Source organism: Aeromonas rivipollensis (assembly GCF_037811135.1).
GTDB lineage: Bacteria > Pseudomonadota > Gammaproteobacteria > Enterobacterales > Aeromonadaceae > Aeromonas > Aeromonas rivipollensis.
Genome location: NZ_CP149130.1, coordinates 3,316,505 through 3,339,043 on the forward strand (window position 1 = coordinate 3,316,505; position 22,539 = coordinate 3,339,043).

Annotated in this window: 20 protein-coding genes; 2 read left to right on the forward strand and 18 right to left on the reverse strand. The window is 62.0% G+C overall.

Going from position 1 to position 22,539, the window contains the following annotated elements; genetic code table 11:
• Window positions 1-9: 9 nt before the first annotated feature.
• The 11 genes from WIR04_RS14990 to tapM form a co-directional block, all read right to left on the reverse strand.
• On the reverse strand, window positions 10-675 hold the full coding sequence (locus WIR04_RS14990; protein ID WP_338887935.1) for a phosphoglycolate phosphatase: 666 nt from the start codon (window positions 673-675) through the stop codon (window positions 10-12).
• On the reverse strand, window positions 665-1,336 hold the full coding sequence (gene rpe, locus WIR04_RS14995; protein WP_404837975.1) for a ribulose-phosphate 3-epimerase: 672 nt from the start codon (window positions 1,334-1,336) through the stop codon (window positions 665-667). The genes WIR04_RS14990 and rpe overlap by 11 nt, the downstream gene beginning before the upstream one ends.
• Window positions 1,337-1,526: 190 nt before the next feature.
• Window positions 1,527-2,399, reverse strand: coding sequence for a Dam family site-specific DNA-(adenine-N6)-methyltransferase (locus WIR04_RS15000; RefSeq protein ID WP_025326155.1), 873 nt, complete (start codon window positions 2,397-2,399; stop codon window positions 1,527-1,529).
• A 70-nt stretch (window positions 2,400-2,469) separates the two neighbouring features.
• Window positions 2,470-4,008 (reverse strand): SPOR domain-containing protein, encoded by a 1,539-nt coding sequence (locus WIR04_RS15005; protein ID WP_338887937.1) that lies wholly within the window; start codon window positions 4,006-4,008, stop codon window positions 2,470-2,472.
• A complete protein-coding gene (aroB, locus tag WIR04_RS15010) occupies window positions 3,998-5,080 on the reverse strand; it encodes a 3-dehydroquinate synthase (protein WP_338887939.1) in 1,083 nt (360 codons plus the stop codon). The genes WIR04_RS15005 and aroB overlap by 11 nt, the downstream gene beginning before the upstream one ends.
• A 16-nt stretch (window positions 5,081-5,096) precedes the next feature.
• Window positions 5,097-5,615, reverse strand: coding sequence for a shikimate kinase AroK (gene aroK / locus WIR04_RS15015; RefSeq protein WP_010673824.1), 519 nt, complete (start codon window positions 5,613-5,615; stop codon window positions 5,097-5,099).
• 191 nt (window positions 5,616-5,806) lie between these two features.
• A complete protein-coding gene (locus WIR04_RS15020) occupies window positions 5,807-8,026 on the reverse strand; it encodes a type IV pilus secretin PilQ family protein (RefSeq protein WP_338887941.1) in 2,220 nt (739 codons plus the stop codon).
• A gap of 16 nt (window positions 8,027-8,042) precedes the next feature.
• Window positions 8,043-8,570 (reverse strand): pilus assembly protein PilP, encoded by a 528-nt coding sequence (locus WIR04_RS15025; protein WP_025326151.1) that lies wholly within the window; start codon window positions 8,568-8,570, stop codon window positions 8,043-8,045.
• Window positions 8,571-8,572: 2 nt separating this feature from the next.
• Window positions 8,573-9,172 carry a PilO family type IV pilus biogenesis protein TapO gene (gene tapO, locus WIR04_RS15030; RefSeq protein ID WP_307765055.1) on the reverse strand — a complete coding sequence of 200 codons (600 nt, stop codon included), beginning with the start codon at window positions 9,170-9,172 and terminating at the stop codon, window positions 8,573-8,575.
• The gene (gene tapN / locus WIR04_RS15035; protein ID WP_106887549.1) at window positions 9,169-9,738 is read right to left on the reverse strand and encodes a PilN family type IV pilus biogenesis protein TapN; all 570 of its coding nucleotides are present in this window, start codon (window positions 9,736-9,738) and stop codon (window positions 9,169-9,171) included. The genes tapO and tapN overlap by 4 nt, the downstream gene beginning before the upstream one ends.
• Window positions 9,726-10,787, reverse strand: a complete 1,062-nt coding sequence (gene tapM / locus WIR04_RS15040) for a PilM family type IVa pilus assembly protein TapM (protein WP_338887945.1) — start codon at window positions 10,785-10,787, stop codon at window positions 9,726-9,728. The genes tapN and tapM overlap by 13 nt, the downstream gene beginning before the upstream one ends.
• A 297-nt stretch (window positions 10,788-11,084) precedes the next feature.
• Between tapM and WIR04_RS15045 the strand changes: the two genes are divergently transcribed.
• The gene (locus tag WIR04_RS15045; protein WP_338887947.1) at window positions 11,085-13,574 is read left to right on the forward strand and encodes a PBP1A family penicillin-binding protein; all 2,490 of its coding nucleotides are present in this window, start codon (window positions 11,085-11,087) and stop codon (window positions 13,572-13,574) included.
• A gap of 58 nt (window positions 13,575-13,632) precedes the next feature.
• Here WIR04_RS15045 and oxyR read toward each other — a convergent pair whose 3' ends face one another.
• From oxyR to WIR04_RS15060, 3 genes are all read right to left on the reverse strand, one after another.
• Window positions 13,633-14,529, reverse strand: coding sequence for a DNA-binding transcriptional regulator OxyR (oxyR, locus tag WIR04_RS15050; protein WP_338887949.1), 897 nt, complete (start codon window positions 14,527-14,529; stop codon window positions 13,633-13,635).
• A 166-nt stretch (window positions 14,530-14,695) separates the two neighbouring features.
• On the reverse strand, window positions 14,696-15,331 hold the full coding sequence (locus WIR04_RS15055) for a DsbA family protein (protein WP_338887951.1): 636 nt from the start codon (window positions 15,329-15,331) through the stop codon (window positions 14,696-14,698).
• A gap of 79 nt (window positions 15,332-15,410) precedes the next feature.
• Window positions 15,411-16,268 carry a Vmh family MBL fold metallo-hydrolase gene (locus WIR04_RS15060; RefSeq protein ID WP_338887953.1) on the reverse strand — a complete coding sequence of 286 codons (858 nt, stop codon included), beginning with the start codon at window positions 16,266-16,268 and terminating at the stop codon, window positions 15,411-15,413.
• A 121-nt stretch (window positions 16,269-16,389) separates the two neighbouring features.
• Here WIR04_RS15060 and WIR04_RS15065 point away from each other — a divergent pair, with 121 nt between their 5' ends.
• Window positions 16,390-17,292: a LysR family transcriptional regulator gene (locus WIR04_RS15065; RefSeq protein WP_338887955.1), complete on the forward strand. Its 903-nt coding sequence runs from the start codon at window positions 16,390-16,392 to the stop codon at window positions 17,290-17,292.
• 48 nt (window positions 17,293-17,340) lie between these two features.
• Here the strand turns inward: WIR04_RS15065 and WIR04_RS15070 are convergent, their stop codons facing one another.
• Genes WIR04_RS15070 through WIR04_RS15085 form a run of 4 tightly spaced genes read right to left on the reverse strand, consistent with a single transcriptional unit; the run spans window position 17,341 to window position 22,506 of the window.
• The gene (locus WIR04_RS15070; protein WP_025326142.1) at window positions 17,341-18,123 is read right to left on the reverse strand and encodes a BPSS1780 family membrane protein; all 783 of its coding nucleotides are present in this window, start codon (window positions 18,121-18,123) and stop codon (window positions 17,341-17,343) included.
• A 39-nt stretch (window positions 18,124-18,162) separates the two neighbouring features.
• Window positions 18,163-19,239 carry a fimbrial protein gene (locus WIR04_RS15075; RefSeq protein ID WP_338887958.1) on the reverse strand — a complete coding sequence of 359 codons (1,077 nt, stop codon included), beginning with the start codon at window positions 19,237-19,239 and terminating at the stop codon, window positions 18,163-18,165.
• Window positions 19,190-19,957, reverse strand: a complete 768-nt coding sequence (locus WIR04_RS15080; RefSeq protein ID WP_338887960.1) for a molecular chaperone — start codon at window positions 19,955-19,957, stop codon at window positions 19,190-19,192. Before WIR04_RS15080 ends, WIR04_RS15075 begins: the two co-directional genes overlap by 50 nt.
• Window positions 19,954-22,506 carry a fimbria/pilus outer membrane usher protein gene (locus WIR04_RS15085; RefSeq protein WP_338887962.1) on the reverse strand — a complete coding sequence of 851 codons (2,553 nt, stop codon included), beginning with the start codon at window positions 22,504-22,506 and terminating at the stop codon, window positions 19,954-19,956. The genes WIR04_RS15080 and WIR04_RS15085 overlap by 4 nt, the downstream gene beginning before the upstream one ends.
• Window positions 22,507-22,539: the final 33 nt, after the last annotated feature.

Genomic DNA, 22,539 nt, shown 5'->3' on the forward strand with positions numbered 1-22,539 from the left:
TGATCCTTGTTATTCAGCCAAGAGGGCATCGAGCTCTGCAAACTGCTCGCATACCCAGTCAGGGCGGGAATCTGCGATGGGACGGCCATAGTTGTAGCCGTAGGTGAGCCCCACCACCTTCATGCCGGCAGCCTGGGCGGCCAGCACATCATTTTCGGAGTCTCCCACCATCAGGGTGCGCGACGGGCTGACACCCAACTCGTGGCAGGCCAGCAGCAGCGGATCCGGGCTCGGCTTCTTGACGGGCACGCAGTTGCCCCCCAGCCAGAGCGCGAAGCAGTCGCCGATACCGAGGGCATCCAGAATGGGCTGCACGAAGTGACTCGGCTTGTTGGTCACTACGGCCTGGCGGTAACCGAGCGCCTGCAGGCGGCGCAGGCTCTGCTCCACCCCGTCATACATGGCCAGCCCTTGCAGCAGGCAGGCCTGATAGTGCTGGTCAAACAGGGGGCGGGCCTTGGCAAATTGCTCGGGCGCCTCGCGATAATCCAGCGCGCGCTGGATCAGCTTGTCGGCACCGTTGCCGACCCAGGTGCGCACCACGGCCTCGTCGGCCTCGGGCAGCCCCAGATCGGTCAGGGTGCGGTTGACCGCCAGCGCCAGCTGGGAGGCGCTGTCAATCAGGGTGCCATCCAGATCGAACAGCACCAGATCGAAGGGACGTTCAACGGACATGAGCCAGCTCCGCCCGCATCTGGTCGATCACCGCCTTGTAATCTGGCTTGCCGAAGATGGCGGAGCCCGCCACGAACATGTCAGCCCCGGCGGCGGCGATGTCGCGGATGTTCTCCACCTTGACGCCACCGTCGATCTCGAGGCGAATGTCACGGCCGCTCTCGTCGATCAGACGGCGCACCTGGCGCAGCTTGTCGAGGGTACCAGGGATGAAGCTCTGACCACCAAAGCCCGGGTTGACCGACATCAGCAGGATCACGTCCAGCTTGTCCATCACGTACTCCAGGCAGGTAAGCGGCGTGGCCGGGTTCAGCACCAGACCGGCCTGGCAACCCTGCTCCTTGATGAGACCCAGGGTACGGTCCACGTGATCGGAGGCTTCCGGGTGGAAGGTGATCAGGTTGGCACCCGCCTTGGCGAAATCGGGGACGATGCGATCCACCGGCTTGACCATCAGGTGCACATCGATGGGGGCCTCGATGCCGTAGTCACGCAGGGCCTGACAGACCATGGGGCCTATGGTCAGGTTGGGGACATAGTGGTTGTCCATCACGTCGAAGTGCACCACGTCGGCCCCGGCGGCCAGCACCTTGGCCACATCCTCGCCCAGGCGGGCAAAGTCGGCGGAGAGGATAGAGGGGGCAATCAGAAAGTCTTTCATCAGCGTCATCCATTGGCAGCGTGGCAGAAAAAGCGGCGCAATTTTATCGCAAATGGGCGATGAAAACGACCCGCACGTACAGGGAATGCGGACCGCAGGTGCAGAAGACGCGGGCCTTGCACTTGCCCGACCAGACAGGCGCCGTGCCTGGGCAGAAACGACAACGGTCCCCGCAGGGACCGTTCATGACTCAACCGACAGAGACCAGTTCGGCCTCGCCGGGATAGTAGCCCTGCTCGGGGGCTATGCCGGGCGGGTAGAGCGCCAGCAGCTCGGCCACCTTGTTGCGGCTGCCTCCGTTGCGGCTGATGGTGCGCTTGACCAGGATCTCGTCCAGCCGGGCCCCGCGATAGAGTTCCCGGGTCAGCTCGATGTCGTGGTTGCTGATGAGCACGGGCACCCCCTTGTGGGCGGCGGTATGTCGGGCCAGCCTGGCCAGCAGGGCCTGGTCATCCAGGGTGAAGCCGCCTGCCGAGTAGGTGGTGAAGCTCGCCGTGGTGGAGAGCGGCGCATAGGGGGGATCGCAGTAGATCACCCAGTCTTCCTCCGCCCTGGCCATGGCATCGGCATAACTCTCGCAGATGAAGGTGGCCTTCTGGGCCTTCTCGGCGAAGGCCCACAGCTCTTTCTCCGGGAAATAGGGCTTCTTGTATGAGCCGAACGGCACGTTGAAGCCGCCCTTTTTGTTGTAGCGGCACAGGCCGTTGAACCCGTGGCGATTCAGAAACAGGAACAGCTGGGCCCGTTCGAACCCGGCTTCGGTCTGGTTGAACTGGGTGCGCAGCCGATAATAGGCGGTCTTGTGGTTGTGCTCGGCCACAAACAGCTTGCGCGCCTCGCGGATGAAGTTGTCCGGCTGCCGCTTGAGGTGATTGTAGAGACCGATCAGATCCGGATTGATGTCGTTGAGCACATAGGCATCGTAATCCGTGTTGAGAAACACTGAGCCCGCTCCGACGAAGGGCTCCAGCAACACACGCCCGGCCGGCAAGCGCTCGGCAATCTCTTCGACCAGGGAGTATTTTCCCCCGGCCCATTTTAAAAACGCGCGTGTTTTTTTCATGGAAGTCCGGTGTTAAGAAGGCAATGCCCAAAAAAGGGGGACGATTCTACCCCCTTCCCCGGGCGACTGGCTATTGCTTCAATTCTTTTTGTATCTGGGCAAACGACTTGGGCCAGGGTTGTCCCTTGAGCAAGGCAGGGGACAGCTTGCGGATCGCCGCCTTGGCCTGGGTGCTGTTGGCATAATCGCCCTGCACCACCACGTACCAGGGACTGCCACGGAAGCGGGTCTTGTAGACCCAGACCTTGCCCGCCAGCCCATGCTCGGCCACGAAGCTGTCGACCGCCTGGGTGTTGCTCGCCCCCATCAGCTGGATGCTGTAGTGGTTCCTCGCCTTCTTGTTGAGGGTCGCCACCGGCGTCAGGGCCACCTTGGGTGCCGGCGCCGCGGCGGGCGCAGTCGCGGCTGGAGTGGGCGTCGCCTTGGCAACAGGCGCAGTGCTCTGTGCCTGTGCCGCCGCCCCGGTCGGGGCCGCGCGGGAACTCCCTCCGACCAGCTCGTCCACCACCGCCGTCGGCAGGGCACCGCTGACGTTGGGCTGTGTCATCAGTTTCTCAACCACTTCATCGGAGATGACGACCCGGCGCCCCTCGTAATTGCTCGACTCGGTGGTGACCGTCTCGCTCTCGACCTTCTTGGGCAAGGTCTTGGCATCGGGCTGCCAATCCCGGGCGACCTGGTTGCTTGAGGAGCTGGCATCGGCACCACTGCTCGCCTGGCTCCCCTGGGCCCCGCTCGCCGCACCGACGCTCAGCGGATCGGTCGCGACGGGGTCGGGCAACGCCATCCCCTGGGTCGAGGCCGGGGGCTGTTCCTTGCCAGCCTCCTCGAACAGGGGGAGATAACTCAGGGCCAGCAAACCGGCGGCCGCCAGGGCCAGCACGGTCGCAATTTTCTTGACGGGCAACTCGGCCTGACGTTTCTTGGGCCTTCTGTCGGTCATGACATCCTCCAATGACTGCATGATGGCGGACGGGTGTCCCCCCGCCCCCTTCAGGATCTCTTCCACTTTCGGCTTGGGCAAGAGGGCCGCCGGGATCTTCAGCTCCTTGGCCTTCTCATACAGGAAGATGCGTTGTTCAGGCGCGCTCAGTGGCGCGACTTCCAACTCGAGCGCGGGCATGGCCCGCCCCTTGAGGGCACTCTTCTGATCGCGACACCAGACGTCACTGCCCGAGAGCAGGATGGCCAGTTTATGGGGAGAGGCCAGGGTATCGTTATGGCGACAGAGCGCCCACAGCTCCCCCACCAGTTCGGCGGGCAGGGTGTCGGCGCGCTCGATCATGAGCAGCAGGGTGGAAGGTTTGCCCTCCAGCATGCGGAAGAAGCTGTCGGCCAGCGCATCCTGCGCATTGAACAGGGGGCGTGCCACCACCTGCTGAAGCAGCAACTGGCGCACGTCCGCCATCTTCATGGCCGGGCTGCCAATGAGGCTCACCACCCGAACCGAGTCAGGCAGTTGGGCAAGCAGGGATTCACACAGGGTGCCACGGCCGCTGCCGGGCTTGCCTGAGAGAAAAATAAAGGGGTGATTGAACTCAATCAGATGCAGCAGCCGGTCAACCAGCTGCCGCTGGGAAGGCAGTTTCAGCAATTTGTTATTGGTCACGACCAGACTCGATCACCGCCATCAACTGCGCATCCGTCACATCGGCCACCACCTGGGCCTGCCCGATCCCAATCGGCAACACCAGCCGCAGCTTGCCTTCCAGCACCTTCTTGTCACGGCGCATATGGCGAATGAAGGCGGCAAAGTCCATCTCGGACGGCGCCAGCACCGGCAGGTCCGCCGCCAGCAGCAAGTCGCGGACTCGTGCAACCTCTTGCGTCGTCATGTCGCCACGGGCCAGGGCCGTTTCGGCCGCCAGCATCATGCCCGCCGCCACCGCCTCCCCATGGAGCCAGTTGCCATAGCCCTTCTCGGCCTCGATGGCATGGCCGAAGGTGTGACCCAGGTTCAGCAGGGCGCGCACGCCATGCTCGGTCTCGTCCTGGCCGACCACGTCGGCCTTGATTTCACAGCAACGACGAATGGCGTAGGAAAGGGCTTCGGCGTCAAGGCGTTGCAGCCGCGCCATGTTGACTTCGAGCCAAGCAAAGAAGGCCGCATCCCAGATGATGCCGTACTTGATCACTTCGGCCATGCCGGCGGCAAATTCCCGCGCAGGCAGGGTCTTGAGGCAGTCGGTGTCGATGATCACATGCTTGGGCTGATAGAAGGCGCCCACCATGTTTTTGCCAAGAGGGTGATTGACGGCGGTCTTGCCGCCGACGGAGGAGTCAACCTGGGAAAGCAGTGTGGTAGGCACCTGAATGAACGGAATGCCTCGTTGATAGCTTGCCGCAGCAAAGCCGACAACGTCGCCTATCACGCCGCCCCCCAGGGCGATGAGGGTGGTGTCACGGCCATGACTGGTTTCCAGCAGAGCAGACATGATCCGCTCGAAGGTAGCCAGGGTCTTGTAGGCCTCGCCATCCGGCAGTATCAGGTGTTCAACCTGAAAACCGGGCAGCAACTGAATGATCTGCTCAAGATACAAGGGGGCGACGACGGTGTTGGTCACTATCATGACCCGCTTGCCCTTGATCGTCTGTGCCAGCACCTCGGGGCGTTGCAACAGACCAGCAGCTATCTCAATCGGGTAGCTGCGCTCACCCAGTTCGACCTTCAACCTTTCCATGGACGTCCTCTATTGATTACATACCAATCAACTTAACGATTTGATTAGCTACAACTTTTGCACTTTGATCATCCGTCTGGATGACAAAGTCCGCGACTTCTTCATACAGGGCGTTGCGCTCTTGAGCCAGACGCTCCAGCACTTCGCGGGGCGGCTCTTCGGTTTGCAACAAGGGGCGACGCTTGTCTCTCTGGGTACGCGCCAGTTGCTTTTCAATGGTGGTTTCGAGGTAGACCACGATGCCGCGCGCAGAGAGTTTGTTGCGGGTTTCACGGCTCTTGATGGCGCCGCCGCCCGTTGCCAGCACGATACCCTGCTGCTCGGCGAGTTCACCGATCACCTTCTCTTCGCGGATCCGGAAACCCTCTTCGCCTTCAACATCGAACACCCAGCCGATATCGGCACCACTGCGGCGCTCAATCTCATGATCTGAGTCGAAAAACTCCATGTGCAGTTGTTCTGCCAGATGTCTACCTATGGTGCTCTTGCCCGCACCCATGGGACCTATCAGGAAAATATTGCGTTTCTCAGCCATGTCTTTTCGTTAGTAATTACAAACTGTATGGCCCCGGTAAATACTCGACCGGGGTACCTATGAACCTTATCTTGCGATGGATCAGGAGGGGGATTATCTCAATAGAAACCAGGACTGGCAACCGCAGCCCTTACGCCCCAGCCTCATCGGGGCGTAAGGTTATATGTGTTTTACCCTCACATGTAAAGTTTTCAGAGGGCGTCGGTGACTATCCTCGGGGTCACGAAGATCAGCAGTTCACGCTTCTTGTTCTCGCTGGTGGTTTTCTTGAACAGGTAACCCAGGCCGGGAATATCCCCCAGCAGCGGCACCTTGCTGACGTCGCTCTTGATGGTCTGCTGATAGATGCCGCCCAGCACCAGGGTCTCGCCGTTGTTGACCAGCACCTGGGTGGTGATGGACTGGGCGTTGATGGAGACCGCATCCCCGGTACCGGTCGGGACGGTTTCCCCCTTGGTATCCTGGGTCACGGTCAGATCCAGAATCACCCTGTTGTCCGGGGTGATCTGGGGCGTGACCTTGAGACTCAGCACCGCCTTCTTGAAGGTGACCGAGGTCGCCCCGCTGGACGAGGACTCCACATAGGGGATCTCTGTCCCCTGCTCGATCAGGGCCGGCTTCTGGTTCGCCGTGGTGACGCGAGGGCTCGCAATGATCTCGGCCTTGCTCTCCTTCTCCAGGGCGGAGAGTTCGAGATCCAGCAGAGTGCCATTGGCCAGACGGGCGACCTGGAAGGCCAGGGTGCCGGCGGCATTGGTCACCGGCAGGTTGACGTTGAGCCTGTCTTCCACGTCGGGGCGAGTGATGGTGGAACTGCCATCATTATTGCCAGCGCCATCATTGCCCTCTATGGTGCCCGAGGTGCCGTTGCCATGGCCATCCGTCTTGGTCACCCCCCAACGCACCCCCAGGGCCTCGTCGAAGCCGTCGTCTATGGTCACCATGCGCGCCTCGATCACCACCTGCTTGACCGGGATATCGAGGATATCCAGCATCCGCTTGACGTTGCCGATGACATCCGCCGTGTCCTTGACCACCAGCACGTTGGTACGTTCATCCACACTCACTGCCCCTCTGGGAGAGAGCAGCTTGGTGCTCTCGGAGGAGAGCAGGGCCGCCACTTCGGATGCCTTGGCATAGTTGATCTGCAGGTACTCGGTATAGAGTGGCGCGAGATCGGCTACCTGGTTGCGGCTCTCCAGCTGCTGTTTCTCTCGTGCGGCAATCTCGTCCGCCGGGGCCACCAGCAGGATGTTGTTGTCCAGCCGCTTGTCGAGCCCTCTGACCTTGAGGATGATGTCGAGCGCTTGCTCCCAGGGCACACCATCGAGACGCAGCGTGATATTGCCGGAGACGGAATCAGTGGTCACCAGATTGAGGTTGTTGAAGTCGGCGATGATCTGCAGCACTGTCCGAACAGGAATATCCTGGAAGTTCAACGAGATTGGCTTGCCCTGATATTGTTTCGCTGTCGTGGTCGCGACCCGCTTCTTCACCTCTATGATGAACATCTTGTCGGCCTGGTCGTAGCGATAATCAAACTGGCCGTTGACCGAGAGCTCAAACAAGGTGTCATTGCCCTGGCGGAACACCTCCACCTGGGAGACCGGGGTCGCAAAATCCTGCACATTGATAAGGTTCAGCTGATCATCCGGGATCCGGGTACCGTGGAACTTGGCTAGCACCTTCTGGCCGCGGCTGCTCACATCCACTGCCGCCGAGCTGTTGTCCAGGGTGACAAGAAACTCCCCCTGTCCCTCCTTGCCACGGCGAAAATCCACCCCCTTGACCGAGTTGAAATAAGCACCACCTGTATTCGCCTGCGAGACGGACAACACAGGTTTGCTGGCAGCAACAGGGGCGGGAGCCGCCATGGGAGAGGAGACAGCCGCGGGCTGGTACTGAGACTGGTTCTGGGCGACCCGCTGGGTATCAATCAGTGCAGACTGGGTCACAGGCTGACTCCTGACAAGCGCCGACGGACTGGCAGCAGGGGAGACCGCAGTCGCAGCCACCGGCTGGCCGGCCTTCTCTCCCAATGACACCAGCAATTTGTTGCCCTGTTGATGGACCTGATAAGGGGTCAGCTGATCGAGGGCTATCTTGATATCCAGCCCCTCTCCCTTGCCCTCCACCTTGAGGTTGTCCACCCCCTGCTGCTTGATGGGCAGCGGGTTGACCGTCAGCGCCCCTATGGCGCCGGGCACGTGCAGCAGGAGCTGATTGGGTTCATACGACAGTCTGTCGGTAAATCCGCTCACTGGCTCGCTGAAGCTCAGCTCCAGCAAGAGTTGATCGGCCAGCAGCGGATTCACCTTGACCTCTTGCAACGCCGGCACCGCCCACACCTGAGTGCATACGCCCAGCCACATCAGCGCCACACCCCTCATCCTTCTTATTGTTGTTCTCATCTCTGCTCATCCCTGATCATAGTTTTGCGTCGAGATTGGCCATGGCCAGCTGAGTTTCTCGGGTGACCCAGCATCCTTTGCCATCCGGTACCGTTTCCATCAAGTCAACATGGGTGTTCGTTATCTTGATGACTCTTCCCTGATCCAGCCCCATGTACTGATTGAGCCCCACACGCACGGCTTGCCCGTCCGGGGTCCTGATCAGTGCCCACAACTGTCCCTGTTTGCCGATGGATCCCTTCATGCTCAAGCTGGCCAGCGAGTAGCGTTCCAGCACCTCCTTCTCCCGACTGGCCACTATCTGGGCGCAGTCCGGCTTGGTCTTGGCATCCACCCTGGAGCTGGTCTCTGGTTGCGGTTCAATGAAGGGGCTGCGTTGATCACTGCGCTGATAGGCCATGGGGGAGAATGGTTTTATCTCCGGCAGGGGCTCGATCGGGATGGGTTTTCTCGCCTTGGTTTGTTGTACGTACTCGTCCATGTCCTCCTGCCCGCCACAGGCCGTCAACAACAGCACCGGCAAGAGGAGTCCGATCACTCTCATGCTCATGGCTTCTGCTCCAGGGTTTTGCCGTTGTACTTGTAGGTCTTGGCCTGCATCGACATGCCTATCAACTCGTCCTGGCCCCGGCCTTGATTGAGCTGAAACGACTCCAGGATAACGATGCGCGGCAACGCGGCCATGTCTGCCGTGAACTTGCCGAGCTCGTGATAGGTGCCCACCACCTCGATGCGCATGGGCAATTCGGTCGAGAATTCGTGTTTGACCTCTGCCTCCCAGTTGATCCTGTTCAATTTGAGCCCGTTATCGGTGGCAATGAAGCTGATGTCATCCAGCAGCCCCGCCACTTCATGGGTATTGGGCAACTGCTTGAGCTGGGTATCCACCAGATGTTCAAGCTGCACCATCTGCTTTCTGTATGCCTCCAGGTTGGCGGCCAGCATGGCCTTGCTCTCGAATTGGGCCTTCAGCTCCTGCTCTTTAGCCGCCTCCTGCCGCAAGGCCGTCAGGGAGTTGGCAATCACATAGTAGTAAATGGCGCCCCCCAGCAAGGCACAGCAAAAAAGGATGAAGATCCCCTTGGCAACATTCGGCCAGCGCGCGATGTCATTGAGATCCAGGTCATTGAGTTGTTGCAGGTTCATTGTTGCCCCTTAGTCGCGACCGGAGCGACGCCGGCGATCTGGAACATCATGGAGAACTGGCTGAGGGCCACGGGCGCCACATCTGCCGTGAAGATGGTGCTGAGCTGAGACTGTCCCAGCCAGCCAGACCCATCGATGCGCCTCATCATGCTGGCAACCCGGCCATAGGCTTCGGCCTTGCCGTTGACATCGATTCTGTTGGCCTGCAAGGCCAGGGTATTAAGATAGACCCCATTGGGCACCAGCACCGGTAGCTGGTTGAACAGGCGCACCGGTATGTTGCGCCTTGTCTGCAACTGCTCGATAAGCTGCATCCGATCGATCAGCTCCTTGCGGCGCTCCTTGAGCAGCCGGATCTCGCCGAGCTGGGTATCGAGTGTGGCCATCTCCTGCTGCAGACGCTGGTTGCGCTGCTGCTGATAGCCGATCTGCTGCTGCACCAGCCAGTCGACGGCAAAGGCAAGGGAGGCGGTGGCCGCCAGAAAAAGGCCGATCATGATGCCAAACTGCTTCTTCTGGCGCTGAGCCCTGGCCAGCCGCCAGGGCAGGAGGTTTATATTTGACATGGTGTGAAGCTCCGCAGTGCCAGACCGAATGCCGCCATGTATTTGGCCCCATGGATGAGGCCACCTTCCCCCCTGGGTTTGCCAAACAAGGCGAAGGGGTCGGGATGCAGCACTTCACAGTTGAGCTCGCTGCCTAGCTGCCCGGCGAGACCCGGCAGCAGGCTGCCCCCTCCCGTCAACACCAGTTTTGACAACTCCTTGTTGCCGGACGAGCTGCAAAAGAGCTGCACATTGCGCCTGACCTGCAACACCAGCGTGCTGAGGTGGGGCAACAACACATCCACCTCATGGTCGGCAGGCAAGCTGCCCTGAACCTTGGCAAGCTCCGCCTCTTCCAGACTCATGCTGTAAAAAGAGGCCAGGGCCTGGCTGTATTGATCTCCACCGAAGTTCTGCAGACGGGAATAGACGACCTCCCCCCTGAGCAGGGCGGCAAAGGTCATGGCACTGGCGCCTATGTCGACGATGCCGACCGGCTTGTCCCAGGTTTGCAGCTCGGGCAGACAGGCCAGCACGGCACGTCCCAGCGCATGGGCTCCCACGTCCACCACCATGGTATTCATGCCAGCCTCCGTCAGCGCACTGACCCGGCCGTTGACGCTCTCGGTGCGCGCCGCGCTCAGCAGCACCTCCTGACGGCTCTCGTCGGCCGTCAGACCGAGGATCTCGAAATCCAGGCTGACCTCATCGAGGGGGAAGGGAATGAGCTGTTCTGCCTCCAGGTGAACCTGGTTCTCCAGCTCGTTCTCGTTGATGTTGGCATCAACCTGAATGACCTTGGTGATGACATTGGAGCCTGTCACGGCCGTGGCAACCTGCTGACAATCCCCTTGAATGAGTCGCTTGAGCGACTTGAGGGACTGGCTGACCCGTTCAATGTCCTGCAGTTGATAATCGACCAGAGTGCCCTTGGGCATGGCTATCTCGGCAACCGATTCGAGATGCACCTTGCCAGGACGTCCGCTGAGGGTGACGGCCTTGATGGTTTGACTGCCAAAATCAATGCCCGCCAAGGAGAGGAGGGATCCCTTACTTAATAGCCCAAACATATACACATCCATGCGTTATTGGGTTTTAGGACTTATTGTAGGACAGCGCATCACGAGGTGATGACTTAACTCAATATAATGCTCTAACTATCAATGTCATAAAGTTTATGTCAAAAGTTGACGCTGCTCTCCTTTTGGCCTTGATTGCGGCCCCCTTGGTAATTGCGTCCTGGAATGCTACCCTCCCGCCTCTTCTCGAGGTCGATGTCCCCGGACAGGAAAACCTCGAATCCGCGAGGGTAAAAAGGCTATACTCTGCGCCCGTTGGCTAATTTTAAGACGATTGGTAGTTCTTCCATGCTGAAATGGCTCGTTCGCCTGTTTATTGTCATGATGCTGGGTGCAGTGCTGGGTGTTGCCAGCCTCATCGGTATCTACTTCTACATCAAGCCCCAGTTGCCGGATGTGAGCGCCCTGCGCGATGTCAAACTGGCCACCCCGATGAAGGTGTACAGCCGGGATGGGGAGTTGATCTCCCAATTTGGCGAAATTCGTCGTATCCCGCTGCGGCTGGATGAAATTCCCCAGTCCATGATAGATGCCGTGCTCGCCACCGAAGATGCCCGCTTCTATGAGCACCCGGGCATAGACCCCATCGGCATCATCCGGGCCGCCACCGTCTGGGCTGTCTCCGGCCAGGCCCGCCAGGGCGCCAGTACCATCACCCAGCAAGTTGCGCGCAACTTCTTCCTGAGCAACGAGAAGACACTGGTGCGAAAGATAAAGGAAGTCTTCCTGGCCTGGCGCATCGAGCAGAATCTCTCCAAGGATGAGATCCTCACCCTTTATCTCAACAAGATACCCCTGGGTTACCGGGCATTCGGGGTCGGCGCCGCCGCCCAGGTCTACTTCGGCAAAGACGTCAAGGATCTGACCCTGGACGAGATCGCCATCATCGCCGGGTTGCCGAAAGCCCCCTCCATGCTGAACCCCATACGTTCGCCGGAGCGCGCCTTTGCGCGCCGCAACGTGGTGCTGGGCCGCATGCTGGAGACTGGCAAGATCACCCAGGCCCAGTTTGATGAGGCCTCCAAGATGCCGGTCAAGGCCCGTTATCACGGTGCCGAGACGACCCTCAATGCACCTTACCTGAGCGAGATGGTGCGCCAGAAGATGGTGGAGCAGTTTGGTGAAGATGCCTACACCATGGGGCTGCACGTCTACACCACTGTCACCGCCAAGCGCCAGCGCGCCGCCCACCAGGCGCTGCTGGACGGCGTCTTTGACTATGACACCCGCCACGGCTATCGCGGCCCGACCGCCCTGCTGTGGAAGGCCGGGGAAGCGGCCTGGGACTATGACCAGATCATGGCCCACCTGGCCAAGCAACCGACCTATCAGCCGCTGATGGCCGCCGTGGTCACCAAGGTCGGTGACAAGAGCGCCACCCTGGTGCTGAAGAATGGCAAGCAGGCCGAACTGGGCTGGAACGGCATCAAGTGGGCCCGAACTTTCATCACCGACGATCGCCAGACCTATCCACCTAAATCGGCACGGGATGTGCTCAAAGTCGGTGCCCAGATCTGGGTGCGGGAGAAAGGAGAAGAGCTGCTGCTCTCCCAGATCCCTGACGTCAACGCCGCCCTGGTCGCCATGAACCCGCAGGACGGTGCCATCGAGGCCCTGGTCGGCGGCTTCAGCTTCGAGATCTCCAAGTTCAACCGGGTCGATCAGGCTCGCCGCCAGGTCGGCTCCAACATCAAGCCCTTCCTCTATGCCACCGCACTGGAGCAGGGTTATACCCTGGCGTCCCTCATCAACGACGCCCCGATCAACCAGTGGGACCCCGCTAAGGGCCCCATGTGGCAACCAAAGAACTCGCCGGCCATCTATGAGGGCCCGACCACACTGCGCCTTGGCCTCGCCAAGTCCAAGAACGTGATGTCGGTCCGGCTGATGCGCGCCATCGGGCTGGATACCTATATCGATGGCCTGACCCGCTTCGGCTTCGCCCGCGAGCACATCTCCGCCAACGAATCCCTGGCCCTGGGGGCCGCCGAGTTCACCCCGCTGGAAGTGGTGCGCGGCTACTCGGTGCTGGCCAATGGCGGCTTCCAGGTGACCCCGTACTTCATCACCGAAGTGACCGACAGCTTTGGCACTCCCCTGTATCAGGCCAACCCGGCCGCCGCCTGCCGCGACTGCGGTGTGCTGGCCGCCGCCGGGCTCGACAGCGCCGATGCCTACGCCAATACCGTCCCTGACTGGAAAGCTCAGTGCCCGATTGACCCTGTGGTGCCCAACAACATGGCGCCCCAGACCATCAGTGCCCAGAGCGCCTTCCTGATCACCGACACCCTGACCACCGCCATCTGGGGTGGCAATGGCTGGCGTGGTACTGGCTGGCGCGCGGCCCGTGACCTCAAGCGTCACGACATCTCGGGCAAGACCGGAACCACCAACGAATCGAGGGATGCCTGGTTCTCCGGTTACACCCCGAATCTGGTGGCCACCTCCTGGATAGGTTTTGACAACCACCAGCGCGGTCTTGGCCGGGCCGAATTCGGTGGCGGCGCAGCCCAGCCCATCTGGATCGACTTCATGAAGACGGCCCTGCAGCAAGTGCCGGAGCGCAAGATGCCGGTTCCCGAAGGGATCATGCAGGTACGCATCGATCGGGAGACAGGTCTGCTGACCAACCGTACCGATGGCGCCAGCATGGAGGAGTTCTTCAAGGAAGGAACTGAACCGACCCGTTATGCGAGCCAGCTCTCCGATGGCAATGAGGTCTACGGCGGCGATGGCTCCAGCAGCGATGGCCCCGTCTCCACCGACGACATCTTCTAAGCTGCCCGATGCGGCAAAAAAAACCGGCGCCAGGGCGCCGGTTTTTTTATCTGTCTCCTCAGCCGAGCAGCCCCTTCATCAGGGCTGAGATGCGGGCCGCCAGCTCATTGAAGCAGGGGCGACGCACCGAGTAGTGGCGATAGAGCAGGGAGATGGTGCGCCCCGGCACAGGGTCTATCACCGGGCGATAGCTGACGCCCCCCTCCTCGGCGTTGGCGGGCACCGCCAGCCTGGGCACCAGCGTCATGCCGCTGCCGGCCGCCACCATGTTGCGCAGGGTCTCGAGACTGGTGCCCTTGAAGCGCTGATCCTCACCTATGCCGGCGGCAAAACAGAAGCCCAGCGCCTGCTCCCGCAGACAGTGGCCATCGGCCAGCATCAGCAATTTCTTGCCCTTGAGGTTGTGCAGCGGCACAGCCCGGGCACTGGCTTCCGGATGGTGCTGGGGCACCGCCAGCCACATGGGCTCCTGATAGAGAGGGATGGAGCCAAAGCCGTCCATGCCCTCCAGCTCGGCGAGCACCAGGCAATCCAGCTCCCCCTCCTCCAGCCGCTTGAGCAGCACCTGGGTCTGCTCCTCGTAGAGATAGAACTCCAGCTTGGGAAAGTGTTCCCGCAGATCCTGAATGATGTGGGGCAAGAGATAGGGGCCCACTGTGGGAATGAAGCCGATGTGGATCTCGCCGGACATGGGCTCGGCGAAGTGCTGGCCTATGCTCTTGAGCTCGCGCACCTCTTTCAGTACCTTGCGGGCCTGCAGGGCCATGGCATCGCCGGCCGGGGTAAACAACACCTTGCGGGAGGTGCGCTCGATCAGGATCACCCCCAGCTCATCTTCCAGCTTGCGCAGCTGGCCGCTCAGGGTCGGCTGGCTGACGAAGCAGCGCTCCGCCGCCTTGCGAAAATGTTTCTCCTCTTCCAGCGCTACCAGGTACTCGAGATCGCGAAGGTTCATAGGTACTGCATCCTGCCAATCTAAAGAGGCCGTTAGCATGCCCAAGAACGGTGCGGGGGACAAGGGAAGCCCGAAACGGGGAGTGACCTCCCCCACCCCGCCAACCCGGTCTGCCCCGCTGACCTGACCCCAGGGGCCGATGCGGCAGACCCGGGCATGGCCAGGATCAGGCCGTCATCAGGGCGGCGAGATGGCTCGCGAAGGCTTGCGGCTCCCCCAAGAATGAGGAGACGGGCAGCGGGATGAGGCTTCCTCCCCGCATCAGCCCGAGGGTCGGGAATCCCTGTCCGCCGAGCCGGCGCAGCCAGCCCTGGCTTTGGGCCAGATGCCCGGCGAGATCCACCTGCTGGCAGGCCTTGGCGAACGCCTCCGCCGTGATGCCCTGCTCCTGCGCCAGCAGCGCGAGATGGGCCTGATCGCCGACCCACTGACCGTCAAGGTAATGGGACTGCTGAATGCGATGCAGCAGGCTCAAACCATCGCCACCCAGTTCGGTGACCGCCAATATGGCCCGGATGGGGGGTTCGGAGTCGAGGAAGAGGCCGTCGCTGAGCAAGAGCTCGTTGAAGTAGCGCTCACCGAAAGGCTGGCCGGTCAGGGCCTGGATCCGCTCGTCATGGGGGCGGACATGGTCCCGCAGGGCCTGGCCCATCTGCTGGCGGCGCGGGCCCAGCCAGAGGCCGCCCGCATGCAGCGCTATCTGCAAATCCGGGATCCCGGCCGCGGCCTCGAGCAGGGGGGCGGCGCCATAGCACCAGCCACAGAGGGGGTCATATACATAGTGCAGTGTGGTGTCGTTCATCTGCGTGCTCCTCGGCAATTGATCAAAAAACCGGGCAATCAATGCCCGGCAAAAAACACAGGGGAAAGGACTCAGGCCATTACCACTTCATCTCGCCCATGTTGACCTTGGCACCGATGGCCAGGCCATCGTCCACCGGCAGGGACGGGAACGCCTTCTTCAGGCCATCGATCAGCTGATCGCTGTTCTTGGCGGTGGCCAGCTCCTGTTCGAAGCGCTGGACGTAGTCACGGGTAAAGGTCACTGCCTGGGTGCCCTTGGGCTCGGTCCCCAGGAAATGCCCCGGGATGACCCGCTCAGGCTGGAGGGCCAGCATGCCGTCGAGGGCCTGCATCCACTGTGCCCGCGCCGCCTTGGTCTGGCTGTCCGCCATCCAGACGTGCACCCCGCTGTAGACCGGCACGCCGCCAAACGCCGTCTTGATGGAAGGAGCCCAGAGATAGGCACTCGGCGTGTTCATCTCCTTGATCTCGATCTTCTCGCCATCCAGGGTCAGGTGGGAGGCCGTCATCACCTGCGGCACTATCAGGGTCTTGGGTGCCTGCCCGGCGAGGATGGGGCCCCAATAGGCCAGCTTGGCATCCTTGGTCTGCTTGATGTGATCGACCACGTGCTGGCTGGCCAGGATCTTGACGTCGGGGAAGGCCGCCTTGATGGGTTCCAGCCCGAAGTAGAAGTCGGGATCCCCGCCACTGATGTAGACGGTGGTCAGTCGCTTGCCGCTCTGCTTGATCAGATCCACCAGCGCCTTGCCGTCATTGACCCCGAACTGGGCGTCGATGAGGATGGCCTCCTTGTCGCCGGTCACCAGCTCGGAGGAGACGGGGAAGATGGCCTTGTCGCCTGGGTTGTAGACGGTCACTGTCAGGGGGCTCGCCAAGGCGGCGCCACCGAGCAGGGTGGTGGTCAAGGTCAAGGTGCGAAGTACTGTGTTCATGGGTATGCCTCGTGGGTAAGTGGTCATCGAATGGACACAGTTTATTGCAAACTTTTCAGCACAAATACCGTATAATAAGCGCATCACTGTTGCACAAATCGAGCATATAGAGGTGCTGAACATGGACCGACTGACCGCATTGCGAGTCTTCGTCTGCGTGGTCGAACAGGGCAGCCTGAGCGGCGCCGGAGAGAAACTGGATATGTCCCGCGCCATGGTCTCGCGCTATCTGGCCGAGCTGGAGCGCTGGATGGGGGCCAGATTGCTGCACCGCACCACCCGTCGGCTCAGCCTGACCGGGCCGGGGGAAGAGGCACTGAACCGGGCCAGGGCCATGCTGGCGCTGGGAGAAGAGATGGAGCACCTGGCCATTCGCAGTGACGAGGCCCCCAAGGGGCAACTGCGCATCACCAGCAGCTACTCCCTCTCCGAAGCCCTGCTGGTCCAGGCGGCGGACGACTACCTGGCTCGCTACCCCGGTACGGCCATCGACATCCTGCTGCTGGACAGAACCGTCAACCTGGTGGAGGAGCGCATCGATCTCGCTGTGCGCATCACCAACGATCTGGATCCCAACCTGGTGGCCCGCAGGCTTGGCACCTGCCACTCGGTAGTGTGCGCCAGCCCTGCCTATCTGGCCCGTCATGCGCCTTTGCAGCAGGTGCAGGATCTGGCCCTGCACAACTGCCTCACCTACACCTATTTCGGTAAGAGCCTGTGGGAATTTCAGGGGCCCGATGGCCCCGAATCCGTGCCGGTGAGCGGCAACCTCAGCGCCAACATCTCCAACCTGCTGCTGGCGGCGACCCTGGATGGGGCGGGGATCAGCCTGCAGCCACGCTACTCGGTGCAGGCCCACCTGGAGAGCGGCGCCCTGGTGCCTCTGCTGACCCAGTGGCAGCCCAAGCAGCTTGGCGTCTATGCCGTCTATGGCACCCGCAAGCAGATGTCCCCCCTGCTGCGCAGCTTCCTCGACTTCCTGATCGCGCGCATGGCGGACGATCCCCTGTGGCAGGCCCGCTGAAGGCCCATGAAAAAGGGGCCTGTCGGCCCCTGTCATTCCTGTGTCGGCTTATGCCTCGAAGCCAAATGCCTTGACCGGCGACTCGCCGTCGTCGGCAGCCTCCTCGTCTACATAGATGTCCCGATAGGCGGCGTAGATGGAGTAGTTGATGGCCGGCAGCACCACCAGCAGACCCACCAGCATCAAAAGCGCACCAAAGAAAATCAGCACTGCCCCCAGCAGCCCCCACCAGAGGAAGGGCCACATGTTGCACAGACAGCCCTTGAAACTGAGCCGGGCCGCCTGCCAGGCCCCCACGCCATGGAAGAAGATGAGGGCGGGAGCGAAGGTGATGGCCATCAGCACGGGCACCAGCAAGGCCAGCCCCAGCAACAGGCAGAGCAGGAACCCCTGTGCCTGTTCCGGCGTCAGGGTCAGGGTTTCCGGATCCTGGGAGAGCAGGCCGGTCAGGCCCCACTGATGCAACATGAAGGCGCAGATGAGCAGTATCCCCATGAACAGGGCGAGCACCATCAGCCCCCCCAGCATCAGCGGGGTCAGCCGATGACGAAAACCGGCGAAGAAGTCGGCAAACTGCAGGGGGTGACCCTCATAGCCCCGGCGGGCCACCGCCACCCAACCGGCACCCCATACCATGTAGAGCAACTGGGAGATGAAGCCCCCTGCCGGCAGCTGTTCCAGCAACATGCCCACCAGGAACCAGATCACTATCATGGCCACGCTGGCGCCCATGCCCTTGTTGAAGATGTCGAACCCGGTGCGGATCCAGATCCAGCCCTGCCCTATGGTGTGGCGTCTGGGTTCGCGGCGCAGGGCGCTGTCACTGTTCATCATTGACCTCGTCGAAAATAGGGGCAGAAAACCCTGTCATCAGGGCACGCTCACCGTGACCATAATGGTGCCCGTGTAAGCACCGGGGCGCACCACCTGACCCGGCAACCGGGTCGGATACAGCCTCACCTGATATTGGGTGTTGTGGCTGGCCGCCGAGTAGGGTACCGCGATGGCAGTATCAAATGGAATAGGGGTCAGCGTATCCTGCTCGACCATGCCCACCCCGACCCCGGCCAGGCTGGTGGTGACGAAGCGATTCTGGCTGCTGAGCGCCCCACCGAAGCTGTATTGCAGCGGCACCAGGTAGTCACTCGGGATCTGGCTGCAGGTCACGCTCACATTGACGCTGCGCGGGGCATAGCCCCTGGGGATCTCTCCCTCGACGAAGGCACTCTGCGCCACGGCGCCGAGATCGATGGGAATGCTGGTGCCGGCGGGGAACTGGCAGGTCGGCGTCGAGGTGACGCTGATGTTCATCGTCAGGGTGCTGAAGGCATTGACCGGGCTGGTGTCCGGTGCACTGGCTCGGCGCACGAAGAGGTGGGCGACAGTGCCGCTGAAGGTCTGGGTACCCGTGACCCCCTTGAGCAGTTTCAGGGTATAGCGGCCGCCGTTAACATCAATCCCGCCCAAGGCCAGATTCAACACGTTACCGATGCAGACGGCCAACAACCCGCTGGTGGTCGCATTGAAAGGTATAGTCCGGTAACCCCCCGCCGCATTGAACTCGACCTTGAGGCCGAAATAGGGGTTGAGCTTGATGAGGGTCCCCAGGGGATCGGTGACGGTGGGCAGGCTGGTGGTGCCCTGGTAATAGACGGTCACAAGCAGCCCCACCGAGATACCGGTGCAATTACAGGTGGCCGTGCCCGTGGTCGAGAAGGGGGTGGGACCGTTGGTCCCCCCGGGCTGATAGAGACCGCTATCGGCGGTGATGGCGCCGGTCGCCACGAAGGGACTGGTGCACTGGCCATTGACAGCCTGCACCTCGCCAGCCCACAAGCCCCCCAGCAACAGCAACGCCGCCACCAGCAAGGAAGGCAGGCCCAGCTTTCTGACGCCGTCACTCATCCCGCTCCCCTCCATGTTGGCCCAGAACAAATTCCTGCTCATGATAATTGCCATCATCGTCTATCCAGCGCAGCCGCCCGCGGGCCTCCACCGGTACTGTGCCCGCCATGGGAAGAGAGAGGGAACCGTAAGGCGGCAGCACCCCGCCCTCGCGCCAGGCGAGGTGCGGCCCGCTCAGCAACACCTCGCTCAGGCTGATGTGAAAGGGGCCAGGATTGCTGACCCTAAGCCCGCCCCCCGCCTGCCCCTGCCAGCCAAGCCGGCTAACCGCCTCGACCGGGGAGCCCGCCAATCCGGCCGGCCGATAGAACAGCTTGATGCGGGTGCGATAAGCCAGTTGCACGCTCCCCTGCGAGGCTTGCATCTTGGGGGGCAATCCGAGGACATTGAGCCAGAACAGGGACTCCCTGTCCCGGGGGAGCCGGCCCAGATCCGCGCCCAGGATGCGCAGCACTTGCCCCCTCTGCGGCCCCAGCCGCATCATGGGCGGCACCACCAGAAAGGGGGTCGAGACATCAGCCGGACCCTGCTGCTCATTGCCGCCATCGACCCAGGCCTGCAGCAGGCTGGGCTCGCTGCCGTCGTTGTGCACCACCAGCCTGGCCTCGGTGCCCCCCTCATAGATCACCCGGGTACGCATCAGGTTCAGGGCGGCTTCGCTGCCTGAGCACCACAGCAGGGAGCCCAGCGCCAACCATGACAACATGGCGTATCCTTCCAGGGTCCGGCGCCAGCCATGGCAATCAAGGGTGCCTCTCATGAACTTGCTCCCGGAGTGAGACAGCGGGCAGCGACCTGCTGATAGGGCATGGCAGGATCCGGCCGAGGGACCCGATAATCGAGCCGGCATCGCTCATCCCCCTCCTTGCCCCACTGGACATGGAGGGTTCCCTGCTCGCCACGCACGAAGATGAGCCCCCCCTGGCCGACCACGGCCACGGCGTCGCCGCGGCCATCGACCACCTCGGCACCAAAGGGCGGCGCACTGCCATCCTGACGCACGGCCTTGAGCAGCAAGGGCTGGCCGACATGGGTCTCATACGCCAGCTTGACGATGGCCCCCCGGCGCGGGGCCACCATCTGGGCGCTGCCATCTATCTCCACATCCAGCGGCAAGCCGCCGGGATCCAGGCCTATGATGTTGGTGCGATAGGGGTTGAGCCCGGCCAGCACGGCATAACCATCCCCATCCACCTCGCTGCCGATCCCGTGACTGACCCTGGCCCCCTGGGCTCCCTTGGCCTCCACCAGCGCCATTGTCTCCCCTTGCGTCTGCCCCAGCACCCAGCCCTCCTCATGGACCAGCAGGGTTCCCTTAGCCGAGGCCACATACTGGGCGTAACCCTCCCCCTGACTGGTGCTCAACCCCAGCTGGGTGGCCGCCGTCTGATACTGCAGGTTGGCACCATAGCTCAGGGCCGAGTTGCCACTTCCCCGGCTCTGATTGCCATAGACACCATAATAGAAGCGCCCGTCCCGGGAGCCCCCGTTGAGATCCAGCCTGGCGCTGGCCCCCTGCCCCTCCTGATAGGAGAGGGTGCTGCCAAGACGCGGCGCCCCCAGCTTGTCCCCTATGGGGATGCTGAGGCTCAGCACGTATTGATCCCCGACACCCTCCTCCAGGGAGTGGCTGGCCGACAGGGTCAGGCTGCCCCAGTCAAACCCCCGGTTGTAACCGAGCTGGAAGCTGCTGCTCTCCCCCTGCCCCCCCCAGTAGTCGCGGCGAATGCCGTTGAAGTAGAGATCCCCCCACTCCCCCACCGGCTGGTTGATGTTGAGCTGGAAGCGATTGCGCTCCCGCTGCAACCTGTCCAGCGCCTGGGCCTGTATCGCCGCCACGTCGTTGAGGTCGAGATAGCCTTCGCTGGAGAAGCGATAGGCGGCCAGGGTGAAGTAGGTCTGGGTCCTCTCCATCTGCTTGCTGTAAGTGAGGCGATAGCTCTGACCGGCGAGGGAGTCCGGCACATTCGCGCTGGCAGGCAACGCCCGCGCCCAGGAGCCGGTCACATCCAGGGCCAGGGCACCGTAGTCCGAGCCCATGGCCGCGCCCCCCAGCAGGGCGCCGTAATCCTCGGCCGCTATGGTTCCGCCATACAGGGTCAGGGCATCCGAGAAGCCGCGCCTGTAGGTGCCTTGCAGAAAATCCGGGCCATCGGGCCCCGCATCATTGCGATAGCGTCCCAGGGTCAGGCTGAAGCGGGAGATGTCGTCACGCAACATCTGCACCACGGAGGAAAAGGGCAGAGTGAAGCTGCGCTCGCTGCCATCCGCCTCCGTGATAGTCACATCCAGATCACCGGCAAAGCTGGTGGCGTAAAGATCGTCGATGGCAAAGGCACCGGGGGCGACCTGGGTCTCATAGATGAGGGCGCTGCCCTGCCGTATGGTGACCCTGGCATTGCTCTGGGCCACCCCGCGCACCACGGGGGCGAAGCCCCGCTCGAAATCCGGCAGCATGGCGTCGTCGCTGGCGAGCTGCACGCCGGTGAAGGGCACGCTGTCGAAGCTGTCGCCTGGGGTGAAGTACTCCCCCAGGGTCAGCTGGGCTTTGCGGGAGGTGACATCCCGCTGCGCATAGCTGTTGAGGGGTTGATAGCCACCCCCCTGGTTGCCCTGCCAGGAGCCGTTGTGACGCAGACGCCAGGCACCTAGGTTAATACCGGTGTTGAGGTTGATGCTGCTGCTCAATGGCTCCCCTATGCTCTCCTGTTCGCTGTAATAGAGGTTGGCGTTATAGCCGACGAAGGCCGCATTGATCCCCTGCACCCACTGCTCAGGCCCCACATAGTCACGTCTGATCTGACCAAGATAAGCCTGGGGCAGGCTGAGTGTCCCGCTCAGGCTGGCCAGATCGAAGGTGAAGCTGGCCCCCGGCACCAGGGCTCCTACCTCGATGCAGTCGCCCTGGAGTTGCTGCCGCGCCGACGCCTGATTGGGGAGTTTGTCGACCAAGAGCCCCCACTGCGTCAGCTGATCAGGATGAAAGCAGAACAGGGGCGTCCCGGGCTCCTGCCCCGCTCTCACCTCCACCTGCTGGCTTATTCTCTCCTTGCCATTGATGGTGATGTCGAGCTGGTAGCGCCCGGGAGGGATGAAATCGGCACGGGAGAAGCGCGCCAGGTCGATGTTGATCCCCAGGCTGTCGAGCAGGCGGCTGTCAAATTCGATGTCAGCGGGTGGACTGACCGCTTGTCCGGCCACCTCTTCCCCCATGGCAAGGGCGCACCAGAGCAACAGGGAGAAGCCGCAGCCGGCGTGCCAGGGAGCTGGGCCATGAAGGCAGCAAGAGAGGGGCATTCTGGCTGTCACGGCATACCTCCCCCTCAGCGTCGGCCTGTACAC